This window comes from Pantoea sp. X-Soil-ISGK-259 (genome assembly GCF_059730705.1).
This window is the reverse complement of sequence record NZ_AP035986.1, coordinates 1,076,561-1,097,033: the sequence shown is the minus strand read 5'-3', so window position 1 is coordinate 1,097,033 and position 20,473 is coordinate 1,076,561. Positions and strand designations below refer to the sequence as shown.

The window sequence follows — 20,473 nt, the reverse complement described above, 5'->3', positions numbered from 1 at the left end:
GCAGATGCGTAAGGAATGGCTTGGCGTTGCACTGGCATCACTGGTTCTGGCGGCCTGTACCACGCCCGAACCCCAAAATACGGCGCCGCCGCAACCGGCTTACAACGGACCGGTGGTAGAGATTCCAGGCGTTGAGCCACGTTATGAGCCAATCAATCCGGGCACCAGCCAGGATTACAGCGTTAACGGCAAAAATTATCGCATTATCAAAGATCCGTCGAACTACAGCGAAGTCGGTCTGGCAACCTGGTACGGCGAAGAGGCACAGGGCAACCGCACCGCCACCGGTGAAGCTTACGATCCCGATGCGCTGACTGCGGCTCACCCTACTCTGCCGCTGCCGAGCTATGTGCGCGTGACCAATATCGCGAATGGCCGTCAGATTGTGGTGCGCGTTAACGATCGCGGTCCCTACACGCCGGGACGCATTATCGACCTGTCGCGGGCTGCCGGTGACCGCCTGAATATCTCTAATAATTCGCGGGTACGCGTCGACTTTATTAAGGTCGCACCCGACGGCACGCTCTCAGGTCCCGGCACCATCGGAACCGTGGTAGCCAAACAGAGCTACTCTCTGCCTGCCCGCCCGGATCTGAGTGGCGGCGCGGTGATGAACGGCGGCAGTGCAGCCCCTTCTGAACCGCCTGCACAGAATGTTGAAGCCATCAGCAACAGCACGCTGCAGAGCAGTGACAACATGGGCGCGCCAGTCCAGAGCAGCGGCTTTCTTGGCGCACCCCAGCCATTAGCGAACGGTGTACTGGAAGGTAACGAGCCGCCAGCCGCCGCACCTGCCAGTTCCGCACCCGCAGCAGCCAGTGCCTCGCCTGCAGCCAGCAGTGGTTCCGCCGATGGCTATGTGGTGCAGGTTGGTGCGCTGAACGATCCGGCGCGTGCGCAGCAGATGATGAAAAGCCTGAGCCAGCGTTATGGTGTGCCCGGCAAGGTTGAAAACGCGGGCAACAATGTCTATCGCGTACAGCTTGGTGGTTATGCCTCCCGCGCCGAAGCGGCTGCGCTGCAACAGCGCCTGAGCAGTGAAGGCCAGGCCGCGTCATTTATTACGAACACACGTCGCTGAACCGTGGTTCAGAGCACTGCAGGTTACGTCTGCTAACAACCCAATCATCATGCCCGGTGCCAGAAAATCTGGCATTGGTTATGATGAGTGACATTTTTAACCTCAAACTCACGGATGTTGTAGTCCTACACATGAACACGCTGAAATCATCTCGTTTACTGAAACGCCTGACAGTGGGATCACTGATCGCTATCTCTCTCAGCCATGCTGCTATTGCTGATGACGTCAATCTCAAGACCATGATTCCGGGCGTGCCGGACATTGATGCCGAAGCGTATGTCCTCATCGACTACAACTCAGGCAAAGTGCTGGCAGAGAAAAACGCCGATGCACGCCGCGATCCTGCCAGTCTGACCAAGATGATGACCAGCTATGTCATTGGTCAGGCCGTGAAAGCGGGCAAAATTCATCAGGATGATCTGGTGACCGTCGGCCCGGATGCCTGGGCGACCGGCAACCCGGTGTTTAAAGGTTCTTCGCTGATGTTCCTGAAACCAGGCGATCGCGTGCCGGTTTCACAGCTGACCCGTGGCATTGTCCTGCAGTCCGGTAACGACGCCTGCGTTGCGATGGCTGACTATGTCGCTGGCAGTCAGGATGCCTTTGTTAACCTGATGAACAACTACGTCAAAGCGCTTGGCCTGCAGAATACCCACTTCGGGACCGTTCATGGCCTGGACGCGGAAGGTCAGTACAGCTCCGCGCGCGACATGGCGTTGATCGGCCAGGCGCTGATCCGCGACGTACCGGAAGAGTATGCTGTTTATAAAGAGAAAGAATTCACCTTCAATAATATCCGTCAGATGAACCGTAATGGTCTGCTGTGGGATACCAACCTGAACGTGGATGGGATCAAAACCGGTCATACTAACTCAGCCGGTTACAACCTGGTGGCGTCAGCGACCGAAGGCCAGATGCGCCTGATCTCCGCTGTGATGGGCGGTCATACCTATAAAGGCCGTGAAACTGAGAGCAAGAAACTGCTCACCTGGGGCTTCCGTTTCTTTGAAACTGTTGCGCCACTGAAAGCAGGCAAAGAGTTCGCTTCTGAGCCAGTCTGGTTCGGTGATAATGACCGTGTACAACTGGGCGTGGAAAAAGATGCTTACCTGACCATTCCACGTGGCCGTATGAAAGATCTGAAAGCCAGCTATGTGCTGACCAATACAGAACTGCACGCGCCACTGAAGAAAAACCAGGTTGTGGGCAGCATCAACTTCCAGCTGGATGGCAAAACTATCGAACAGCGTCCGCTGGTGGTGCTGAACGAAGTTTCTGAGGGTGGTTTCTTTGGCCGTATCGTTGATTACATCAAACTGATGTTCCATCACTGGTTCGGTTAAGCGTAAGGGGTGATTGAAAAATCACCCTTCTGCCCCCATTACAGGATATTATGATGCTCCCGCTCAGGCGGGAGCCTGTTTTTTATGCACCGGAGTTAATATGAAAACCAAACTGAATGAGCTGCTCGAATTTCCTACCCCGTTTACCTACAAAGTAATGGGTCTGGCGCAACCGGAGCTGGTTGATCAAGTGGTTGAAGTGGTGCAACGTCATGCGCCCGGCGACTACAGCCCTGAAGTTAAGCCGAGCAGCAAAGGCAACTATCACTCCGTAAACATCACTATCACCGCCACCCACATCGAGCAGGTTGAACGCCTGTACGAAGAGCTGGGCAACATCGAAATCGTGCGGATGGTCCTGTAATTTACGGGTCGGCAAGGCGCCTCTGCCTGACGGTTTGCCGACGTTATTCTTAACGTTATTTCCTTTAGCGGGCTATCGTTTTGTCAGTTGAAACCCTCTTTGTCCGTCAGTCCGGTCTGTGCGACTGGCAATCTGTCTCCGACGCCATGCATCACTACACCGACCAGCGCGATGACCAGAGTCGTGACGAAATCTGGCTGGTCGAGCATCCTCCGGTCTTTACGCAGGGTCAGGCGGGAAAAGCGGAGCATCTGCTGATGCCAGGCGATATTCCGGTGGTGCAGAGCGATCGTGGCGGTCAGGTGACCTATCACGGGCCGGGACAGCAGGTGATGTACGTCCTCATCGATGTGAAACGCCGTAAACTCGGCGTGCGCCAGCTGGTGACCATTCTGGAAGAGACGGTGATCGCGACGCTGGCAGAGTTCGGCGTCAGCGCCCGCGCCCGCGCGGATGCCCCCGGCGTTTATGTCGGGGAAGAGAAAATCTGTTCACTGGGATTACGCATCCGCAAAGGCTGTTCATTTCACGGCCTGGCGCTGAATGTGGCCATGGATTTATCTCCTTTCCTGCGCATCAATCCCTGTGGTTACGCCGGGATGAGCATGACACAGTTGAAAAATTTTGAGCCAGAGGTGACAACGGAGCAGGTACGTTCTCCGCTGGTCAGCGCCTTTGCGCGGCTGTCAGGTTATGAAAATGTTGAATGGATATCAGGCGATCTCCCTGTTAAGCCTTAACGCAGAATGCGAATTTACAAATATGTAACGTATCCGTGCTGACTGTGGCTGCTTCGCAGGCGATGTGATGATATAATTTTTGCACTTTTTTCAAATAAAGTTGAAAGCCCCCTTCCCGGTTTGAGTGGGAACGCTTTCAAATCGCAATCCGACCGGAACCTGCTGATTTATGAGTAAACCAATTCAGATGGAACGCGGCGTCAAATATCGTGACGCAGACAAAATGGCGCTGATCCCGGTGAAAACCGTGGCTGTTGAACGGCAGGAGATGTTGCGTAAGCCGGAATGGATGAAAATCAAGCTGCCAGCTGACTCCAGTCGTATTCAGGGCATTAAAGCCGCGATGCGTAAAAACGGGCTGCACTCAGTCTGCGAAGAGGCCTCCTGCCCTAACCTTGCTGAATGCTTCAACCACGGTACTGCCACCTTTATGATTCTAGGTGCTATCTGTACCCGTCGTTGTCCGTTCTGCGATGTGGCACATGGCCGTCCTAATGCGCCTGATGCTAACGAACCGGCAAAACTGGCGCAGACGATTGCCGATATGGGCCTGCGCTACGTCGTGATCACCTCTGTTGACCGCGATGATTTACGTGATGGCGGTGCACAACATTTTGCAGACTGTATCCGCGCCATTCGCGAAAAAAATCCCACGATTAAAATTGAAACACTGGTTCCGGACTTCCGTGGCCGCATGGACCGTGCGCTGGAAATTCTCACCGCAACGCCACCGGATGTGTTTAACCACAATCTGGAAAACGTACCACGCGTCTACCGCCAGGTGCGGCCGGGCGCTAACTACGAATGGTCACTGAAATTGCTGGAGCGGTTCAAAGAAGCGCATCCGGATATCCCGACCAAATCGGGTCTGATGGTTGGGCTGGGTGAGACCAACGCCGAAATCGTGGAAGTGATGCGCGATCTGCGTCGCCACGGTGTCACCATGCTGACTCTGGGCCAGTATCTGCAGCCGAGCCGTCACCACCTGCCGGTTCAGCGCTACGTCAGCCCGGCTGAATTTGATGAGATGAAAGAAGAAGCGATGGCGATGGGCTTCACCCATGCCGCATGCGGTCCGTTTGTCCGCTCTTCCTATCATGCGGATATGCAGGCCAAAGGCGAAGAAGTGAAATAAGCCGGCCTCCGCTATCAGAAGCCTGAAAAACAAAAAACCAGACTGGAAACAGCCTGGTTTTTTTATGCGTGCCTGACGTTGCCTGAAATAAAAAGTAACAGTTATTTTCAGCAAATAACCGATTAATCTTTATGAACGACGCGTTCTGCCGGTACGTCTTCAGCGGTTGTTCGGGTTGCGCTGGTATCTTCGTCTTTCATGGCTTTTTTGAAGCCCTTAATCGCGGAGCCCAGATCGCCGCCCAGTGAGCGCAACTTGTTGGTACCAAAAAGCAGTACGATAAGCGCACCGATAATCAGCAGCTTGGCAATACTGATACCTTCCATATTTAACCTTTCAACTTATTCAAATCACGGTGACTGTTATTTACGCGCAGTTTGCCTGCGGCGACAACTGGAATCTGTAACAGAGTGAGATCTCAGAGAGGCCGATTAAGTATGCACAAGTGCCAGCACTCAGCGTTTTGCTCGCTTTGTCGTCATGGATTTTTATCCTTAGATCACTTGAGTTCAGGACGCGCAAAGCGCCGGTTCTCTAGTACCGGCAGCATCTGTCGGGCATAGACGACGCGTTCCGGGTCGAGTTCAGCAAACAGTAGTGTCGGGGACTCCGCGGCATTCGCCACCGCTACCCCCAGCGGGTCGACCACCAGACTGTTGCCAATATTGCGTGGGCCACACTCGCCCACCGCCACCATATAGCAGGTGTTCTCCAGCGCGCGGGCACGGGTCAGTAAATCCCAGTGCATCTCTTTCAGCGGGCCTTTCACCCATGCGGCAGGCAACACAAGCACTTCTGCACCGTCCAGCGCCAGTCGTCGTGCCAGTTCCGGGAAACGCACATCATAGCAGGTCATTAATCCGACTTTCATACCCGCAACCTCAATCAGCGGTGGAATGACATGGCCTGGATTGACCCGTTGCGATTCCTGCACGGCAAATGCATCGTACAGATGCAGCTTTTCATAGGTGGCAATAATTTCGCCGTTGCGGATAGCCACCAGTACATTGAGCGCTTTATGCTGGTCACTGGGGACATGGACGCTCATTATAGTGGTCAGCGCATTATGCTCACTGGCAGCCAGCAACTGTGTGATAAAAGGGCCATCCAGCGGCTGTGCGGCTTTCACCACTAAATCGGGATCGGTATTATCGCGCGCCAGAACAGCTTCTGGCAGGACCAGCAGATGCGCTTCTCCTTCTGCTGCCCGCTTCATCAGAGCCAGACAGCTATCAGCGTTCTCCTGCCATTCACGGCTGACCGCAAATTGTCCCAGTGCAACTTTCATCATCTCTTTCCTCCCCCAGCGACCAGAAGTGTCACTTCCCGCGTCACTCATCAGTGATTAAGCCCTTGCAGAGAATGCTCGCATCCAGAGCCGGCGATCGTTGTCTGTTCTCTTTAAAACGAACCTGATCGCCGCTTATTCCTGCGCTGTGCTTCGGCATTGTACAGCCAGTGCAGTGTCATCCTGTTTTCTTTTATACCGCCATAGCCTCTAAGCGCTATCGCTCGCCGCCCTTAATACCGCTAACAGCTTCAGTGCGTGTTCTGCGTGGACGCCGTCCCGATGGGTATGCAGAGAGTGTCTGCATCACGTGAGGTAACGGCGCTAATCAGCAGTCGGACAACTTTTTATGCTGTCCTGAAACCAGATAGGAAGCAGAAAGTGCTGGCAAAGAACAAATGCTGTGGTAGCAGGTTAGCAATAATCCCTGTCGCCAGCCTCAGGGATGAACAGCGGGAGATGATTGCCGAGGCACTGGTCATCGCCTCAGGACGGGAATTTAACCCGCTTGCAGATTTTTAATGAGATAACAGGGTGATTCAGCATAACCCTCGCGCGCGTAAAACTGATTCGCCTTGAGCCGTGACTGATGGCAATGGACTTCCATACGATCGCAGCCACGGCGGGCTGCCAGCGTTTCGGCATATTGGAGCAGTTGCTGGCCGACGCCTTTGCTGCGCTCACCTTCCGCAATACAGAAGTAACTGATGCGGGCGAAATCACCGGCCAGGGCCAGCTGAGGAATAAAATGAAGTGAAAGGAAACCCAGAACCTGACTGCCCAGTTCAGCCACTAACAGCGCTTCACTGGGATCGCTGCATAACTGCGCCAGACGCTGCTCAATGAAACTTTCAGTGCCGCCGTAGCCTAACTCACTCAGCAAGGCACTCAACGCAAAACTGTCTCTCAACTCCGCATGCCGTATGTTCATCCTGTCTCCTCACTCATCGGGTTCTGTAGCACTGTTATATAGCGTCGCAGGCTAAAAAGCTGCACAGCTGGTTGTTATAAATATGTTACGAGGATTTATTGTGAACCGCCGCGCAGTTTGTGCGCCCCTGGGGACAATTCAGAAGGTTACGATGTGAGGGATGAAGCGCAGATTACAGCCATAAAAAAACCCGCCATAAGGCGGGTTTTTAGAATTCTGACTGTTAACTTACAGACTGATAACGTTAGCAGCAGATGGGCCTTTAGCGCCGTCGGTGATTTCAAACTCTACGCGCTGACCTTCAGCCAGAGTTTTGAAGCCGTTGCTCTGGATTGCAGAGAAATGTACGAATACATCTTTGCTGCCATCTTCAGGAGTAATGAAACCGAATCCTTTAGATTCATTAAACCACTTAACGTTACCTTTGATCTTAGACATCTATATTACCTTTACATGAAAAATGGACACTAAACTGTGTCGGGGTCTAGTACAGCAATTGCTGAGGGATTTGTCCAGCATGATTTGATGAAAAAGTGATAAATATCGACTTTCCGTGCATGCATCACACTTTCCTGCTTTTCGACTTGCGAAACACTCATCAGCAGGGATCAGACGTATGGCCTGTGCCTTCCGCTAACCTGCTGGAAAGGCAAACCTTTTTGATCTTTAGCACCGTGACGTTTTGAGGTTAAACAGGAAAATCTTATTAAGACGTATTCCTGTTATCACTGATAACGATCGTCTCAAAAGCGTTATTTTTTATCGTCCCGCGGGTAGTAAACCTCAGCATAAAAATCCGATTTCCCTGCTTCCGGAGGCCGCCATAACGCGTCTGGTTATTTAATGTGCAGTTGATCGCAAATTCCTATCCGCCGAAACGACTTTTTCTCAGACAATATTGAGACTGCTGTGCCATTGCCCCCAGTGAGAGCAGGCCACCTGCTGATATTTTCACCAAAAGCAGGCAAACCTTGAGAAAGATCAATGAAGTGCTTTTTAGTGTCCGGATTCGCATCTGGCAACAAACAATTAACGTTATGAGCAACTACTTTTCTTATGGCGAGCCGGAATAATATTACCCGGCAATAGATTACGTCCGCTTAACCGGTGAGGGGATAGCTTCCTTCCGGGCAAATGAAAAGGAGAGTGAGGCACAGGATGGTGATGAAGATACGCTGCAGTCAGTGCGGAAGCACCCGATTCGTTTTTACGGAATATCACGAGGAAGAGCACAACGTTCATGGTGCCCGCTGTGCGAACTGTAAAAAATGCCTGGATTCCCAGGATCTGCTGCCCACGACGCCGATGGATCCCATTACACAGTGTCTGCTGGCCAGCCAGAAAACAGTTCGGGCACCTGATTAGGTGCCCGTTATCGCTGAAGCTTTTACAAAAATCAGAAAATCAGTTTGAACACCCCTGTCAGGGTCAGCAGGCCGACGATAAAGATAATCGCGATAATCCACAGAATAATTTTCATTTCCTTTTCCCTCACTGATTAGACACGTTTCCTGTAGGCAGTATAGACAGGAATATTTATCGCGCCGCTTCACTCAGGCTTCAATTGGTCAAAAGTTCACCAATCCTGCTCTTTATTTGCTTTCTGGGATAGCGATCGCAACACCAGTTTTTACCGGCACTCTTTTTTCGTTTTAAAGAATACTCCTGGCTAAAATTTATGCGGCAAGGCAGGCCTCAATAGTGATGAGACTGAAATGAGTCGCGAGGAGATCTTATGAGCACGATTAATACCAGCATGGGCCGCTACAGCCTTAAGGCCAAAAACAGCGGTAACCACATCAGAGGTTCTTTCGCCATCAACGATGAAGGCGGCACGCAGCTCTCTATGCAGGAGTTTGACGAGCACTATCTTGATGATGTGGTGAATAACGTGATCTACCCGGTCACTGGCGGCAACCGTGAAATTGCACGTGCGCTGCGGGAAGAGATGGTGAAAGCCGGTTTTGAACCGCCTCACTAAGGCGTCAGAGTTAAGTGACAGCCTGGGCCGCACTTGCGGCCCATTTTAGTTTTAACGTCGTGCACCCGGTCAGAACAGAGAGCCGCTGACAGATTTGCCAGCGACGACAGGTTAAATCACCCAGGAGAGCAACAGGCAACCCACCAGGCCACAAACCGAAATAATGGTTTCCAGCGCAGACCAGGAGCGAATGGTTTCGCCAATCGTCAGGTTGAAATACTCTTTGAACAGCCAGAATCCAGGGTCGTTAACGTGAGAGAAGATCACGCTGCCGGACCCCACGGCGATCACCATCAGTTCCGGGCTGGCGCCACTGGTAACAATCAGCGGTGCAACAATACCGCCGGCAGTAATCGCTGCTACCGTGGCAGAGCCCAGCGCAATACGCAGCACTGCGGCAATCGACCACGCCATAAAGATGGGTGACAGCTGCGTTGAGTGCATCATGCTGGCGATATATTTATCTACGCCACTGTCCACCAGCACCTGTTTAAAGGCACCGCCACCACCGATGATCAACAACATCATGGCAATGATTTTGATCGAGTCGGTCAGGGTATCCATCACCTGTTCCATCGTGCGGCCACGATTCAGTCCAAAGGTGAAGATGGCAATCAGCACCGCAATCAGGGTCGCCATGACCGGGTCGCCAAAGAACTCCGCATAGGGCAGCAGCACGTGGCCTTTTGGCAGCAGCATCTCCGCCACGGCACGCAGCGCCATCAGCACCACTGGTACCAGTGCCGTCCAGACACTCACGCCAAAGCTGGGCATTTCCGCTTCGGTAAACGTTTTCGGGTTATAGAGCCCCTGTGGAATCGGTTTATCGATATTTTTCAGGAAACGTGCGTAGACCGGACCTGCCAGAATCACCGTAGGGATACCCAGCAGCGTGCCAAACAGCAGCGTTTTACCCATGTCTGCGTTAAACAGCGTGGCAATGGCGGTTGGACCCGGATGGGGCGGAAGGAAACCGTGCGTCACGGACAGAGCAGCGGCCATCGGCACCCCGACATAGAGCAGCGGCACACGCGCCGACGCCGCCACGCTGAATACCAGCGGCAGCATCAGTACAAAGCCGACTTCATAGAACAGCGCAAATCCGACAATAAAACCGGTCAGCACCAGCGCCCACTGAATGTGCTTTGTGCCGAATTTCTCAATCAGGGTGGTCGCGATACGTTGCGCCCCGCCGCAATCGGCCAGCAGTTTACCGAGCATGGCACCAAAGCCCATGATCAACGCCAGGCTGCCCAGCGTGCCACCTACACCCGCTTTGATTGAGGTAATAACTTTATTCACCGGCATGCCCTGCATCACGCCGACGGCCAGCGCCACCAGGATCAGCGCGATAAATCCATTGAGCTTAAAGCGAATCATCAGCAGCAACAGTAGCGCGACGCCGATCGCCACATAGAGTAATGGCATAGCTTTTCTCCACCTTGTGCACCGAACGGAATACGGTGTCGATTTATTATCATGATCCCCGTAGGGCGACAAAACAGTGCCTTTGTAAGATGTTTACACATCCCGACAAACGCTGTTACCGATAACATGTTAAGGGTAACATCGGCAGGAAAGCATCACCCCGCCGACGGTGAATTTCTGTTTTGCGAAGGTGATCAACTTTTTGCCGATGCGTTATCAGAAAGTTTGCCAGTGTCGACGCCGCGCTTTTCGTTACACTCAGATTTTAGTGAAATGTAAAAAGGATGCACTGGTGAGTGAGAACCTGAGTGAGCTGTACAGTAATCAACGAACCCTTTTTGGCCGCGGTAGTCTGGATAAGCTGGTGCCGCTGCTGGCCGCCCGTTCACAGCCTACCCTGCTGTTTTGCGGACAATCTTTCCTGCAGGGCCCGGCCTACGCCCGGCTGAAAGCTGGCCTCAACGATCACATTATTGGCTACGAAATTGTCAGCCATGAAGCCTCACCCACTGAAATTGATGGCTGGGTTGCGCGCTGGCGCGGGCATGTTGATCGGGTAGTCGCGATTGGTGGAGGGAGTGTGCTGGATGCGGCGAAAGCGTTCAGTGCGATGGTACAGCATCCGTTACCTGTCGCCCGTTATCTGGAAAAAGTGGGTGACACCGCCGTTCAGCCCATCACGTTGCCGCTGATTGCTGTTCCGACTACTGCCGGGACCGGCAGTGAAGTGACGCAAAATGCGGTGGTAACCGATCAGCAGGACATTCAAATCAAAGCGTCATTGCGCCACCCGGTCTTTGTGCCAGAGGTGGCGATTCTTGACCCGGATCTGCTGAAAGGTGCACCTGACTCTGTGCTGGCGACCTGCGGAATTGATGCCTTTACCCACCTGTTCGAAGCGTATCTCTCCAGCAAAGGCAATCTCTTCACCCGACAGCTGGCGCTGACCGGTCTGCGTCAGTTTATTCAGGCCTGGCCTGCACTCAATCGCGAGGATGCGGTTGGTGATGAGGCACGAGAAGCGATGATGATGGCGTCGTGGCTGGGAGGTGTCAGTCTCAGCAGTGCGGGTCTCGGCGTGATCCATGGTATTGCGGGAGAACTGGGGGCGATAAAACCGTTCCATCACGGAGAAGTATGCGGACGGCTTCTGTTTCCGTTCCTGGATCTGTTGTCTGATAGCGAGCAGCCGCTGCAGCGAAAGCTGATGGCCGAGCTACACCCACAACTTTTCAGCGAAACCACGGATTCACCGGCACAGTTTCTGAAGCAGTGGCTGCAGGCGCAGTCGATCACCCCGTTCTGGCAGGATGGCCCCACACTGAGCCGCACCGAGGTCGAGTGGATTCTGGCGCGTGCCAACAGCAAAAACTCGCTGGTAAATTACAGCCACGAACAGATGCAGACGATGATTACGCAGGCCTGGCAAATCACGGCGTGATCAACGCGAATCTCGCTTCCCGGTTCCGGCAATTCTGACCTGCCAGCCCTGGCAGGTCAGGCATCCGCTCAGCGCAATTCTGTTGCATCCGCGCTCTGAGACGCGAGGCTAAGCCTCTCTGGCGCTAAAAGGCCCCTCACCTGCCAGCATCTGCTCAATCACCTGCAGCACGCCCTGCTCGTTGTTAGAGGGTGCTTCAAAGCGCGCCGCCTGCTTTACCCGCTCTGGCGCGTTGCCCATGGCAAAACTAAAGCCGGACTGTTTGAGCATCTCCAGATCGTTACCGCCATCGCCGAAGGCCAGCACCTGATCGTGCGTAATCCTCCAACGTTGAGCCAGCAGATCCAGACCGTGCGCTTTATGATTTCCCGGCACGATCAAATCTACCGAACCGTGACCGCTGGAGGTCGCCGCCACGCGGCCCTGATGCAAACGCTCAATATCCGCCATCAGTGCTTCTATGTGATCGTCAGACAGATTCAGTGCGAACTTAAACAGCCTGTCATCCTGCACCTCATTCAGATGATGAATCGGCTTCAGCCGGTGACAGTAGTGGCGCATCTTCTTAAGCCAGGTCTCTTCCATGCCCTCGAAGTAATACGCGCTGTCACGTCCACACAGCAGGTAACGCAGGCCGGGATAGTTGCCGTTTTGCAGAGTGTCGATGACCGCTTCCACATCACGTCGTTCAAAGGCACCGCAAAACAGCTCCTCATCACGATCAATAATCCATGCGCCGTTCTCTGCCACAAAAGCGATATCGCTGGCGATCTCCGGGAAGAAGGATTTGAGCTGGTAATACTGATTGCCGCTGGCTACCACAAATTTGATGTCACGGGCGGTGAGTTGCTGATAGCCGTCGAGAAAACGGGATCGATTATACTGCTTGTTATCGTCCAGAAACGTGCCATCCATATCTACCGCAACCATCTTAACCGTCGTCATCATGACTCCTTACACAGGAAATTTCAGAGTGGAGTCTCAGGATAGCCGCTGGCGCAGCAAAACGGAAAGAAAGAGGGATGGCCTGAGCCATCCCCCGGGAATCAGTTCAGGGCGCTATTCAGCACCAGCGCGGTAATCACCCCGGTCGCGGCAGCAATCAGCACATAGTTGCCATCAATGTTTGCCCAGTGGTAACCACGTGGCGGTTCACGCAGACCGCGTTCATGCCAGTCGGCTACACGATAATGGTCACCGCGATATTCTGGCGGAACAGGATGGCCGCGACGGAAGTCGTGCCCCTGCCAGGCGAAATGGTCCCGTTCATTGCGGCCCTCTCTGCCATGGCGTTTGTTATCCTGATCCGGGCGATGATTGCCCATATCATGATCGCGATTGTCGCGGCCGCGATTCTGGTCAGGACCGCGATTGTCAGGACGATGATCATCATTCTGATGTGGTACCGGCATACGCGGTGCGTCTCCGTGATCGTCTGCCCGTGAGGCCTGAGAAAAGAGTGTGCTGCATGTCAAAAGTGAAGCGATAAGCGTAAGTGTTGTTTTTTTCATGATACTGCCTCCGAAAATAACGGCTGTTCAGGCACCGTTGATTGGCATGATGGCAATAATTGTGGCGGGAGACATCTTCAAAAGTCTTAAAATCCGGTAACTTACACACTATTACGCTTGCTTAGCGCTTTCTTAACACGCGTCATATCCGGACAGCTTTCCTGACGTAATCCAGATATCAAAGAGTCAGCCTGATAATCACGCATCAGGCTGACTGTTTAAGCGTTGAGATGCGTCAGGATGCTGAATCGCTCTCTGACGCGTTATCCGGTTATGGCGTACTGAGGATCACTGGCGCGTCCGGTAACCCGGTAAAGTGCGTCACAATGTGGTGATAATCAGCCGTCGGATCCAGATCCCTGAACAACTCCGGATAGAGATCTTTTGCCAGAATTTCCATTCCGATAATGTTGTAAGGGTGATTATAGAAATGGTGATAAACGCCATACACCCGCTTCTGTTTTATCGGTTCGATCTGCTCCAGACCGGTACGGCTCTGCAGGCGGTTAAAGGTGGCGGTCACGTCGGCCTGGCTGGCACCGTAGCCAAACGGCAGCACGTTGCTGTTCGGGCGTTTAGAGCCGGTCATGATGTAGACGTCCGGCTTCATGGCGATAATCTTCTCCAGCGACACAAATCCTGAACTGCCGGGCAGTAACGCTGAGCCGATATTTTTTCCACCGACCGCTTCTACCAGTGCGCCCCAGCCGTTATGACCGTGGGTAAAGCAGCAGTTATCGCTGTTGCCGGCAATTGGCTCAATAAACACTGTCGGCTTGTGCTGCACCTGCGCAATCTTCTGCTGAAGCATCTCCCAGCGCTGCTGGTAAAAATCTGCGTAGGCTTTTGCTTCGGCTTCGCGGTTCAGAACGGTGCCCAGCACTTTCACACTCTTCAGGGTATTCTCTTTTGGATGGAGTTCATCATCCAGGAACAGCACCGGGATATGCAGATTTTTCAGGGTCGCCAGCACGCCTGACTGCATCAGGGCCGGTTTGGCACGCAGTTGGGCAATCATCATATCGGGCTGCTGAGCCAGCACGCTCTCCAGATTGACCTGTCCCTGATCGTTAAAGCCCATATCCACAATGGATGCGGCCTGCGGCCAGCGCTGCTTCAGCAGGTCCCAGGTCTGAGTGTCCTGCTTTTTCGGCAGGTTGTTCCAGGCGACAACCCGCTGAAACGGATTCTGTCGATCCAGTAGTGCCAGCGACATCACGTCGCGCCCATCCTGCAAAATTACATGTTGCGGCTCTTTTTGCAGCGTAATTTTCTGGCCATCCATGTCGGTCACGGTGACCGGATAGGTGGTAGCCGCACAGGCCGTTGACAGTAAAAGTGTGGTAGCTGCAGCAATCCCGATTTTCATTTTTCTCCTGTCCCATAAAGGAATAATAATTATTCGCGTTTACTTTACCATGCGAATACGTAACAAATGTAAAAATTGCTGACCGGATGCTACTGGCAGAGAAGATCAGGAACGCGACTGCTGGCTGAAATCACGAAGCGATGGCGCAGAATTGCGGAGGAGGAGAGTAAGAACGGCGAGTGGCGGGCAGGAAAGCAGGCGCGTCTCAGCGTGACTGAGATGCGCCTGTTGCGTGTTACTTCACCAGCGAATAGAAGATTGCAGAGATAGCAATTAGTCCGATCAACACAACAAACAGGTTGCTGATGTGACCACTGTATTTACGCATCGCGGGCACCTTCTGGATGGCATACATCGGCATCAGGAACAGGATCATGGCAATAATCGGTCCGCCCAGTGTCTCAATCATGCCGAGAATATTCGGGTCCAGCGTCGCCACCAGCCATGTGGTCAGCAGCATAAAGAGTGCCGTCAGGCGATTCAGTCTGGCTGGCGCGATGGTCTTACCGCGACTGCGCAACGCCTTATTGACCATACCGTTAAATCCTTCGCGCGCACCCAGATAGTGACCCAGGAATGATTTGGTGATCGCCACAATGGCAATCAGCGGCCCCATCCACGCAATCATCGGCACCTGAAAATGGTTAGCCAGATAAGAAAGGATGGTGATGTTCTGCGCCTTGGCAGCGTGTAAATCTTCGGGCGACAGGCTCAGCACGCAGCTGAACACAAAGAACATCACCGTCACTACCATCATCAGGTGCGAACAGGCCAGAATGCGCGAACACTTTTTCTCAGCGGCATCGCCATACTCTTCGCGCTTCGCCAGCGCAAAGGAAGAGATGATAGGTGAATGGTTAAACGAGAAGACCATCACCGGAATCGCCAGCCACAGCGTCATCCACAGGCTGCTGCCCGCAGGCTGAACGTTAAGGGTCGACAGCGCCGCGCCGTGCCAGTGTGGAATCAGGTAGCAGGCCATCAGCATCAGTACCGCCACAAACGGGTAAACCAGCACGCTCATCGCTTTCACGATCATCTTCTCGCCGAAACGCACAATGGTCATCAGTCCGACAATCAGCAGCAGCGACAGCAGCACACGCGGCGGTGGCACCAGGCCAAGCTGATGCACCATCAGGCTCTCTACCGTATTGGTAATCGCCACGCTGTACATCAGCAGTATCGGGTAGATAGCGAAGAAATAGAGCAGCGTAATCAGCTTGCCCGCGCCGATGCCAAAATGCTCCTCGACCACTTCAGTGATATCACCGGCCGGATTTTTACCGGAGAGCACAAAGCGCGTCAGAGCGCGGTGCGCAAAGAAGGTCAGCGGAAAAGCCAGCACCGCCATAATGATCAGCGGGATCAGACCGCCGACACCCGCATTAATTGGCAGGAACAGTACACCCGCGCCAATTGCCGTGCCGTATAAACCCAGCATCCACATGGTGTCGGTTTTACGCCATCCCGTATCGACGTCACTCTCAAGCGCACCCAGCGTGCCCGTTTGCGTGGTTTTCATCAGATTTTCCGTGTTAAAAGCCGCCATTAATTTGAGCCAACAGGCAGGAAAAGGTCTCTCCCGCTCTCCGCCTCTGCTGCAAGCGGATCAGTGAAGGGTAACGCTGATCCGCCCGCGCCTAGGTAATCGATTGCGTGCGCCACTTTTTACACTACATGACGATAAAACTTCAAGTAACGAAGATAAACTCGCATGTGTTGCGCAAAAATCCGTCATATCGTGCAAGACGACTGCACGGCGATCATGCCATTTATGTGGCGGTTTTACCCCCTTAAAAAGGTGATCCCTGCAACGATTCAGCATAACGGACTACGCTTTACCTCACGCTGTCGCGATCACGCCGACAGATGCAAAGGAGATGAAAATGAAGATTGCCTGCCTGGGATGGGGATCGTTAATCTGGAAAACCGGCGACCTGCCAGTGGCCAGTCCGTGGCATCATGATGGTCCTGCGGTACCGATTGAATTTGTGCGCATCGCTGACGGCGGTGAACTCTCGACCGCAATCTGTCTGAACGCAAAACCGGTGCAGGTACTCTGGGCCTGGTTAAACACGGCGTCACTGGAGAGCGCCTGCCGTGCATTGCGCCTTCGTGAGGCGATTCCGGACAGCCGCGTCGATGGCATCGGCATGATTACGGTGACAGAGAACGCAACCGGACCGCTGGCGGAGTGGGCACAGACGAAAGGCATTGAAGGATTAATCTGGACCGGTCTGCCCGCCCGCATGGCGGGAACGGAAGGCCAGATCCCCACGCTGGATGACGCACGGCACTATTTGCAGAATCTCACCGGTGAAACACGCGAGCATGCGTTTCACTACATCGAACAGGTTCCGGCGCAGATCGATACGGTTTATCGTCGTGCCTTTGCCGATCTGGCCCGCTGGCAGCCCGATTCGGCCTCCGCCCCGGTCGCTACGATCCAGCTGCATCCGCCCTGTCAGCCCGGCTGATACAGGTCAGTCATATGCACCGCTCTGCTTACTCCTCAAAGGGTTACTACACTTCAGGCAGGTTGCGATTTCAGGTTCCCTGAGTCTTTCCCGCGGGTAGTCACGCTTTCTGGCCTGACCACCATTCCCTTGTCAGCAGGAGATGAAGAGATGAAAGCATTAACTTATCATGGTCCCCATAAAGTCAGTGTGGATAACGTGCCCGATCCGGGACTGGAAGCCGCCGATGATATTATCCTGCGTGTGACCGCTACCGCTATTTGCGGTTCAGACCTGCATCTCTATCGCGGCAAAATCCCGGGGACCGGGCATGGCGATATCTTTGGTCATGAGTTTATGGGTGAAGTGGTTGAGACCGGAAGCGCCGTGACCGCCGTGGCCAAAGGCGATCGGGTTGTCATCCCTTTTGTTATCGCCTGTGGCGACTGCTTTTTCTGCCTCATGAGTCAGTATGCCGCCTGTGAAAATACCAATAGCGGACGAGGCGCCATCCTGAACCGCAAAAACATCACGCCACCTGCGGCGCTGTTTGGGTTCAGCAAGCTTTATGGCGGTGTGCCTGGCGGCCAGGCGGAATATGTCCGTGTGCCCAAAGCCAATACAGGCCCGTTCAAAGTGCCGTCGGTGCTGTCGGATGAAAAAGTGCTGTTCCTGTCGGATATTCTGCCCACTGCCTGGCAGGCGGTGAAAAACGCTGAGGTCAAGCCGGGCTCCAGCCTGGCAATTTTCGGTGCCGGACCGGTTGGCCTGCTCAGTGCTGCCTGCGCCCGCCAGCAGGGTGCCGAACAGATCTACATGATTGACCATAATAATTACCGCTTAAACTTTGCCCGCGAACGTTACGGCGTAATCCCGATTAATTTCGATGAAATTGATGATCCGGCTGGCTGGATTATCGAACACAGTACCGGCAATCGCGGTGTAGATGCCGTAATTGATGCCGTCGGGTTTGAGGCAAAAGGCAGCATGACTGAGACCGTGCTCACCAATCTCAAGCTGGAAGGCAGTAGCGGCAAAGCATTGCGTCAGTGTATTGCTGCAGTGCGACGTGGCGGTATCGTCAGCGTGCCAGGCGTCTACGCAGGATTTATTCACGGCTTTCTGTTTGGCGATGCCTTCGACAAAGGGCTGACCTTTAAGATGGGACAGACGCATGTCCATGCTTATCTGCCTGACCTGCTGAAGCTGATTGAGCAGGGCCATCTGACGCCGGAAGAGATTATAACTCACCATCTCCCGCTGGAAGATGCCGCACGCGGCTACGATATTTTCGCAAAACGCGAAGAGGAGTGTCGCAAGGTGATTCTGGTGCCTGGCATGGCAGCCTCCCAGGCCACCATTTAGTCACATGAACCAGCAGGGCCACATTCCCTGCTCCCCGGCAGAGAACTCTGCCGGGGAATTCATTTCAAAACGGCTTACGCTCCAGACTGCTTCGCCACTCCCGCCGCTCCAGCAGATGTTCATCCGGCGAATCCGCCGTGTCCACCTGACTCCCCTGCTCGAGCAGTCGCGCACTGCGTGAATGGGGATGACTTTCACTGATCACCTGTTGTGAAAACGCGCCAAACGATAACAGCAAAAACAGTAATGTACTGGCCAGCCTCACTTTCATACGCACACCTCAATGAATTCGGTGTCGCTATGCTGCCTGAAGGGTTTTCATTTTCTGTCAGTAACAGGCAAAGTTATGTGGGTAGCGGGAACAAGCTGCGACGGGTTTACTCGCGGTTCAGGATAGCCCGTCAGTACAGCTCGAAAGTTTTCCCGCTTCCCGTCCCTATTCCCTTCAGGAGGATGCCAGTGAACATCAATCAGTTTGATCAGCCGGTCGGTGAAGCGTTGCCCGACTGGCAGCCGGTCGCCAGACCTCACGGCGTTCCTCTCCAGGGACAGCACTGCCTTCTTTTACCGCTTAGCGTGGAACATGCGGCGTCGCTGTTACAGGCCTTTATGCTGGCACCGGATGATCGCGACTGGACCTGGCTGAGCGCAGAGCGGCCCGCTTCGCTGATGCAGATGCAGCGCTGGATTGCGGATAAAGTTGCTGATAAAGCCCTGGTACCCTTCACTGTCTGCACGCCGAATCAGCAGCCCTGCGGTGTGGTCTGCTTCGCCAGCATTGAACCCGAACATGGCACCCTTGAAATCGGTCACGTCACCTGGTCGCCGCTGATGCAGCGTAGTGTTATCGGCAGCGAGGCGATTTTTCTGCTGCTGCAACAGGCTTTCTCGCTGGGGTATCGGCGAGTCGCGTGGCGCTGTGATTCAACCAATGTGGCGTCACGACGCGCAGCAGAACGGCTGGGGTTTCGATTTGAGGGCCGTTTTCGTCAGGTCATGACGCGAAAACAGCGTAATCGGGATACCGACTGGCTGTCGATGATTGATCGGGAATGGCCAGACGTTCAGCGCGCCCTGAACGCCTGGTTGAGCGCGGATAATTTCACCGCCGAAGGAGAGCAAAAGCGCTCACTCAGCGCCTGTTTCGCCGGTGCTCATCGGGGCGATACTGACGCGACAAGCCGGAAAGGTTAAGCAGGCACGGGCCATTAATGCAGCCGACGCACGCTCAGTGCCGCAGACCAGCGCTGCCGCTGACAGCGCGGACAGACGGCCGGCTGCCCGGCTTCTATCCTCTGTGTTTGCCCGCAATGCGTGCAGGCGTAAAGGGCGCTGATCGGCACCGTACTGTAATCCTGCCGATGCTCCGGCGGCAGTATGCTTAGCCCGGCGCGCATCTCATTATCATCATAGAAATAGAGGCTAAGCTGACCGTCGACCTCCACCAGCGCCAGCCGGACCTGTCCCAAATGCTCCACGCCGCTCTGCCGCAACTCCATAAAGAACTCATCTTCGGAAATATTCAGCCGATCCAGACTTTCCAGCACATACAACCCATCTTTAATCAGCGTAATGACGTCGCCCTGAATAAATCGTGAAAAGCGCGGGCTGTGTGCCGTCAGCCAGGTCGTCAGGCGGTAGAGGGCCAGAAGCACCACAAACACCATAATGACCGGCAACACCGGTACATCATCGTAAAATGTGACGTCACCCGATGCCGAGCCCAGTGTCAGGATGACCACCAGTTCGAACAGGGACAGCTGGCGCACGCCGCGTCGTCCAGACACTTTCAAAAAGGTGAATACCACCAGATATGCGATCAGGACCCGCGCCACCACCTCAAATAAAAAAGTGGCCGGTTGATCGTTGAGTAAGAAACGGTGCCAGTCGAATGAGAACATAGTCTGCTAAACATCCTGTTTTAAGGGAACGCGCATTATCGCAGCCCTCCGTTGATGACCCGCAGATTCAGGCCAGTGATAAGTAAATCTTGTCGCCAGCCCGCCAAAAGGCAAGCGAAGCTGTAACGTAAAAGCGGGT

Annotated in this window: 22 protein-coding genes; 10 read left to right on the top strand and 12 right to left on the bottom strand. The window is 53.9% G+C overall.

What is annotated here, in order from left to right; genetic code table 11:
• The first annotated feature begins 4 nt into the window (after nt 1–4).
• From rlpA to lipA, 5 genes are all read left to right on the top strand, one after another.
• Complete coding sequence (gene rlpA / locus AC6I77_RS05015; protein WP_497816740.1) at nt 5–1,081, top strand: endolytic peptidoglycan transglycosylase RlpA; 1,077 nt, start codon at nt 5–7, stop codon at nt 1,079–1,081.
• A gap of 131 nt (nt 1,082–1,212) precedes the next feature.
• Entirely contained in the window at nt 1,213–2,424 is a 1,212-nt protein-coding gene (dacA, locus tag AC6I77_RS05010; RefSeq protein ID WP_003854029.1) for a D-alanyl-D-alanine carboxypeptidase DacA, read from the top strand.
• A 100-nt stretch (nt 2,425–2,524) separates the two neighbouring features.
• Nucleotides 2,525–2,788, top strand: coding sequence for a DUF493 family protein YbeD (ybeD, locus tag AC6I77_RS05005; RefSeq protein ID WP_003854030.1), 264 nt, complete (start codon nt 2,525–2,527; stop codon nt 2,786–2,788).
• An 80-nt stretch (nt 2,789–2,868) separates the two neighbouring features.
• A complete protein-coding gene (gene lipB / locus AC6I77_RS05000; protein ID WP_008924997.1) occupies nt 2,869–3,528 on the top strand; it encodes a lipoyl(octanoyl) transferase LipB in 660 nt (219 codons plus the stop codon).
• A 169-nt stretch (nt 3,529–3,697) separates the two neighbouring features.
• Nucleotides 3,698–4,663, top strand: coding sequence for a lipoyl synthase (lipA, locus tag AC6I77_RS04995; protein ID WP_003854032.1), 966 nt, complete (start codon nt 3,698–3,700; stop codon nt 4,661–4,663).
• A 122-nt stretch (nt 4,664–4,785) separates the two neighbouring features.
• Here the strand turns inward: lipA and tatE are convergent, their stop codons facing one another.
• From tatE to AC6I77_RS04970, 5 genes are all read right to left on the bottom strand, one after another.
• Nucleotides 4,786–4,989 (bottom strand): twin-arginine translocase subunit TatE, encoded by a 204-nt coding sequence (gene tatE, locus AC6I77_RS04990; RefSeq protein WP_003854033.1) that lies wholly within the window; start codon nt 4,987–4,989, stop codon nt 4,786–4,788.
• A gap of 173 nt (nt 4,990–5,162) precedes the next feature.
• Nucleotides 5,163–5,951 carry a deaminated glutathione amidase gene (locus tag AC6I77_RS04985; RefSeq protein ID WP_033763063.1) on the bottom strand — a complete coding sequence of 263 codons (789 nt, stop codon included), beginning with the start codon at nt 5,949–5,951 and terminating at the stop codon, nt 5,163–5,165.
• A 499-nt stretch (nt 5,952–6,450) separates the two neighbouring features.
• The gene (locus AC6I77_RS04980; protein ID WP_003854037.1) at nt 6,451–6,882 is read right to left on the bottom strand and encodes a GNAT family N-acetyltransferase; all 432 of its coding nucleotides are present in this window, start codon (nt 6,880–6,882) and stop codon (nt 6,451–6,453) included.
• A gap of 228 nt (nt 6,883–7,110) precedes the next feature.
• Nucleotides 7,111–7,320 (bottom strand): transcription antiterminator/RNA stability regulator CspE, encoded by a 210-nt coding sequence (gene cspE / locus AC6I77_RS04975; RefSeq protein ID WP_006118399.1) that lies wholly within the window; start codon nt 7,318–7,320, stop codon nt 7,111–7,113.
• 958 nt (nt 7,321–8,278) lie between these two features.
• A complete protein-coding gene (locus AC6I77_RS04970) occupies nt 8,279–8,362 on the bottom strand; it encodes a small membrane protein YohP (protein WP_019105993.1) in 84 nt (27 codons plus the stop codon).
• Between the two features lie 255 nt (nt 8,363–8,617).
• On the opposite strand from AC6I77_RS04970, the gene AC6I77_RS04965 reads away from it, so the two are divergent.
• On the top strand, nt 8,618–8,863 hold the full coding sequence (locus AC6I77_RS04965) for a hypothetical protein (RefSeq protein ID WP_003854040.1): 246 nt from the start codon (nt 8,618–8,620) through the stop codon (nt 8,861–8,863).
• A 111-nt stretch (nt 8,864–8,974) separates the two neighbouring features.
• Here the strand turns inward: AC6I77_RS04965 and gntT are convergent, their stop codons facing one another.
• Nucleotides 8,975–10,291 carry a gluconate transporter gene (gene gntT, locus AC6I77_RS04960; RefSeq protein ID WP_003854041.1) on the bottom strand — a complete coding sequence of 439 codons (1,317 nt, stop codon included), beginning with the start codon at nt 10,289–10,291 and terminating at the stop codon, nt 8,975–8,977.
• Nucleotides 10,292–10,583: 292 nt separating this feature from the next.
• Here gntT and AC6I77_RS04955 point away from each other — a divergent pair, with 292 nt between their 5' ends.
• Entirely contained in the window at nt 10,584–11,732 is a 1,149-nt protein-coding gene (locus AC6I77_RS04955; RefSeq protein ID WP_039659295.1) for an iron-containing alcohol dehydrogenase, read from the top strand.
• A gap of 108 nt (nt 11,733–11,840) precedes the next feature.
• On the opposite strand, the gene AC6I77_RS04950 is transcribed toward AC6I77_RS04955, so the two are convergent.
• The 4 genes from AC6I77_RS04950 to AC6I77_RS04935 form a co-directional block, all read right to left on the bottom strand.
• Nucleotides 11,841–12,677 carry a Cof-type HAD-IIB family hydrolase gene (locus AC6I77_RS04950; protein WP_110411591.1) on the bottom strand — a complete coding sequence of 279 codons (837 nt, stop codon included), beginning with the start codon at nt 12,675–12,677 and terminating at the stop codon, nt 11,841–11,843.
• A gap of 101 nt (nt 12,678–12,778) precedes the next feature.
• Nucleotides 12,779–13,243 carry an RcnB family protein gene (locus AC6I77_RS04945; RefSeq protein WP_078804187.1) on the bottom strand — a complete coding sequence of 155 codons (465 nt, stop codon included), beginning with the start codon at nt 13,241–13,243 and terminating at the stop codon, nt 12,779–12,781.
• A gap of 271 nt (nt 13,244–13,514) precedes the next feature.
• Nucleotides 13,515–14,612, bottom strand: coding sequence for an ABC transporter substrate-binding protein (locus AC6I77_RS04940; protein WP_078804186.1), 1,098 nt, complete (start codon nt 14,610–14,612; stop codon nt 13,515–13,517).
• A 235-nt stretch (nt 14,613–14,847) separates the two neighbouring features.
• Nucleotides 14,848–16,134 (bottom strand): HAAAP family serine/threonine permease, encoded by a 1,287-nt coding sequence (locus AC6I77_RS04935; protein ID WP_003854047.1) that lies wholly within the window; start codon nt 16,132–16,134, stop codon nt 14,848–14,850.
• Between the two features lie 364 nt (nt 16,135–16,498).
• Here AC6I77_RS04935 and AC6I77_RS04930 point away from each other — a divergent pair, with 364 nt between their 5' ends.
• Both AC6I77_RS04930 and AC6I77_RS04925 read left to right on the top strand, forming a co-directional pair.
• On the top strand, nt 16,499–17,089 hold the full coding sequence (locus AC6I77_RS04930) for a hypothetical protein (RefSeq protein WP_003854049.1): 591 nt from the start codon (nt 16,499–16,501) through the stop codon (nt 17,087–17,089).
• Nucleotides 17,090–17,239: 150 nt separating this feature from the next.
• Entirely contained in the window at nt 17,240–18,433 is a 1,194-nt protein-coding gene (locus tag AC6I77_RS04925) for a zinc-dependent alcohol dehydrogenase (protein ID WP_003854051.1), read from the top strand.
• A gap of 64 nt (nt 18,434–18,497) precedes the next feature.
• Here the strand turns inward: AC6I77_RS04925 and AC6I77_RS04920 are convergent, their stop codons facing one another.
• Nucleotides 18,498–18,704 (bottom strand): hypothetical protein, encoded by a 207-nt coding sequence (locus tag AC6I77_RS04920; protein WP_003854053.1) that lies wholly within the window; start codon nt 18,702–18,704, stop codon nt 18,498–18,500.
• Between the two features lie 188 nt (nt 18,705–18,892).
• Between AC6I77_RS04920 and AC6I77_RS04915 the strand changes: the two genes are divergently transcribed.
• A complete protein-coding gene (locus tag AC6I77_RS04915; RefSeq protein ID WP_003854055.1) occupies nt 18,893–19,627 on the top strand; it encodes a GNAT family N-acetyltransferase in 735 nt (244 codons plus the stop codon).
• A gap of 14 nt (nt 19,628–19,641) precedes the next feature.
• On the opposite strand, the gene AC6I77_RS04910 is transcribed toward AC6I77_RS04915, so the two are convergent.
• Entirely contained in the window at nt 19,642–20,334 is a 693-nt protein-coding gene (locus AC6I77_RS04910) for a YetF domain-containing protein (RefSeq protein WP_003854056.1), read from the bottom strand.
• Nucleotides 20,335–20,473: the final 139 nt, after the last annotated feature.

Bases quoted from the DNA above. Each gene is read 5' to 3' on its own strand.
- rlpA (WP_497816740.1), top strand. From the start codon at position 5: ATGCGTAAGGAATGGCTTGGCGTTGCACTGGCATCACTGGTTCTGGCG.
- dacA (WP_003854029.1), top strand. From the start codon at position 1,213: ATGAACACGCTGAAATCATCTCGTTTACTGAAACGCCTGACAGTGGGA.
- ybeD (WP_003854030.1), top strand. From the start codon at position 2,525: ATGAAAACCAAACTGAATGAGCTGCTCGAATTTCCTACCCCGTTTACC.
- lipA (WP_003854032.1), top strand. From the start codon at position 3,698: ATGAGTAAACCAATTCAGATGGAACGCGGCGTCAAATATCGTGACGCA.
- tatE (WP_003854033.1), bottom strand. From the start codon at position 4,989: ATGGAAGGTATCAGTATTGCCAAGCTGCTGATTATCGGTGCGCTTATC.
- AC6I77_RS04985 (WP_033763063.1), bottom strand. From the start codon at position 5,951: ATGAAAGTTGCACTGGGACAATTTGCGGTCAGCCGTGAATGGCAGGAG.
- AC6I77_RS04980 (WP_003854037.1), bottom strand. From the start codon at position 6,882: ATGAACATACGGCATGCGGAGTTGAGAGACAGTTTTGCGTTGAGTGCC.
- cspE (WP_006118399.1), bottom strand. From the start codon at position 7,320: ATGTCTAAGATCAAAGGTAACGTTAAGTGGTTTAATGAATCTAAAGGA.
- AC6I77_RS04970 (WP_019105993.1), bottom strand. From the start codon at position 8,362: ATGAAAATTATTCTGTGGATTATCGCGATTATCTTTATCGTCGGCCTG.
- AC6I77_RS04965 (WP_003854040.1), top strand. From the start codon at position 8,618: ATGAGCACGATTAATACCAGCATGGGCCGCTACAGCCTTAAGGCCAAA.
- gntT (WP_003854041.1), bottom strand. From the start codon at position 10,291: ATGCCATTACTCTATGTGGCGATCGGCGTCGCGCTACTGTTGCTGCTG.
- AC6I77_RS04950 (WP_110411591.1), bottom strand. From the start codon at position 12,677: ATGACGACGGTTAAGATGGTTGCGGTAGATATGGATGGCACGTTTCTG.
- AC6I77_RS04945 (WP_078804187.1), bottom strand. From the start codon at position 13,243: ATGAAAAAAACAACACTTACGCTTATCGCTTCACTTTTGACATGCAGC.
- AC6I77_RS04940 (WP_078804186.1), bottom strand. From the start codon at position 14,612: ATGAAAATCGGGATTGCTGCAGCTACCACACTTTTACTGTCAACGGCC.
- AC6I77_RS04935 (WP_003854047.1), bottom strand. From the start codon at position 16,134: ATGAAAACCACGCAAACGGGCACGCTGGGTGCGCTTGAGAGTGACGTC.
- AC6I77_RS04930 (WP_003854049.1), top strand. From the start codon at position 16,499: ATGAAGATTGCCTGCCTGGGATGGGGATCGTTAATCTGGAAAACCGGC.
- AC6I77_RS04925 (WP_003854051.1), top strand. From the start codon at position 17,240: ATGAAAGCATTAACTTATCATGGTCCCCATAAAGTCAGTGTGGATAAC.
- AC6I77_RS04920 (WP_003854053.1), bottom strand. From the start codon at position 18,704: ATGAAAGTGAGGCTGGCCAGTACATTACTGTTTTTGCTGTTATCGTTT.
- AC6I77_RS04910 (WP_003854056.1), bottom strand. From the start codon at position 20,334: ATGTTCTCATTCGACTGGCACCGTTTCTTACTCAACGATCAACCGGCC.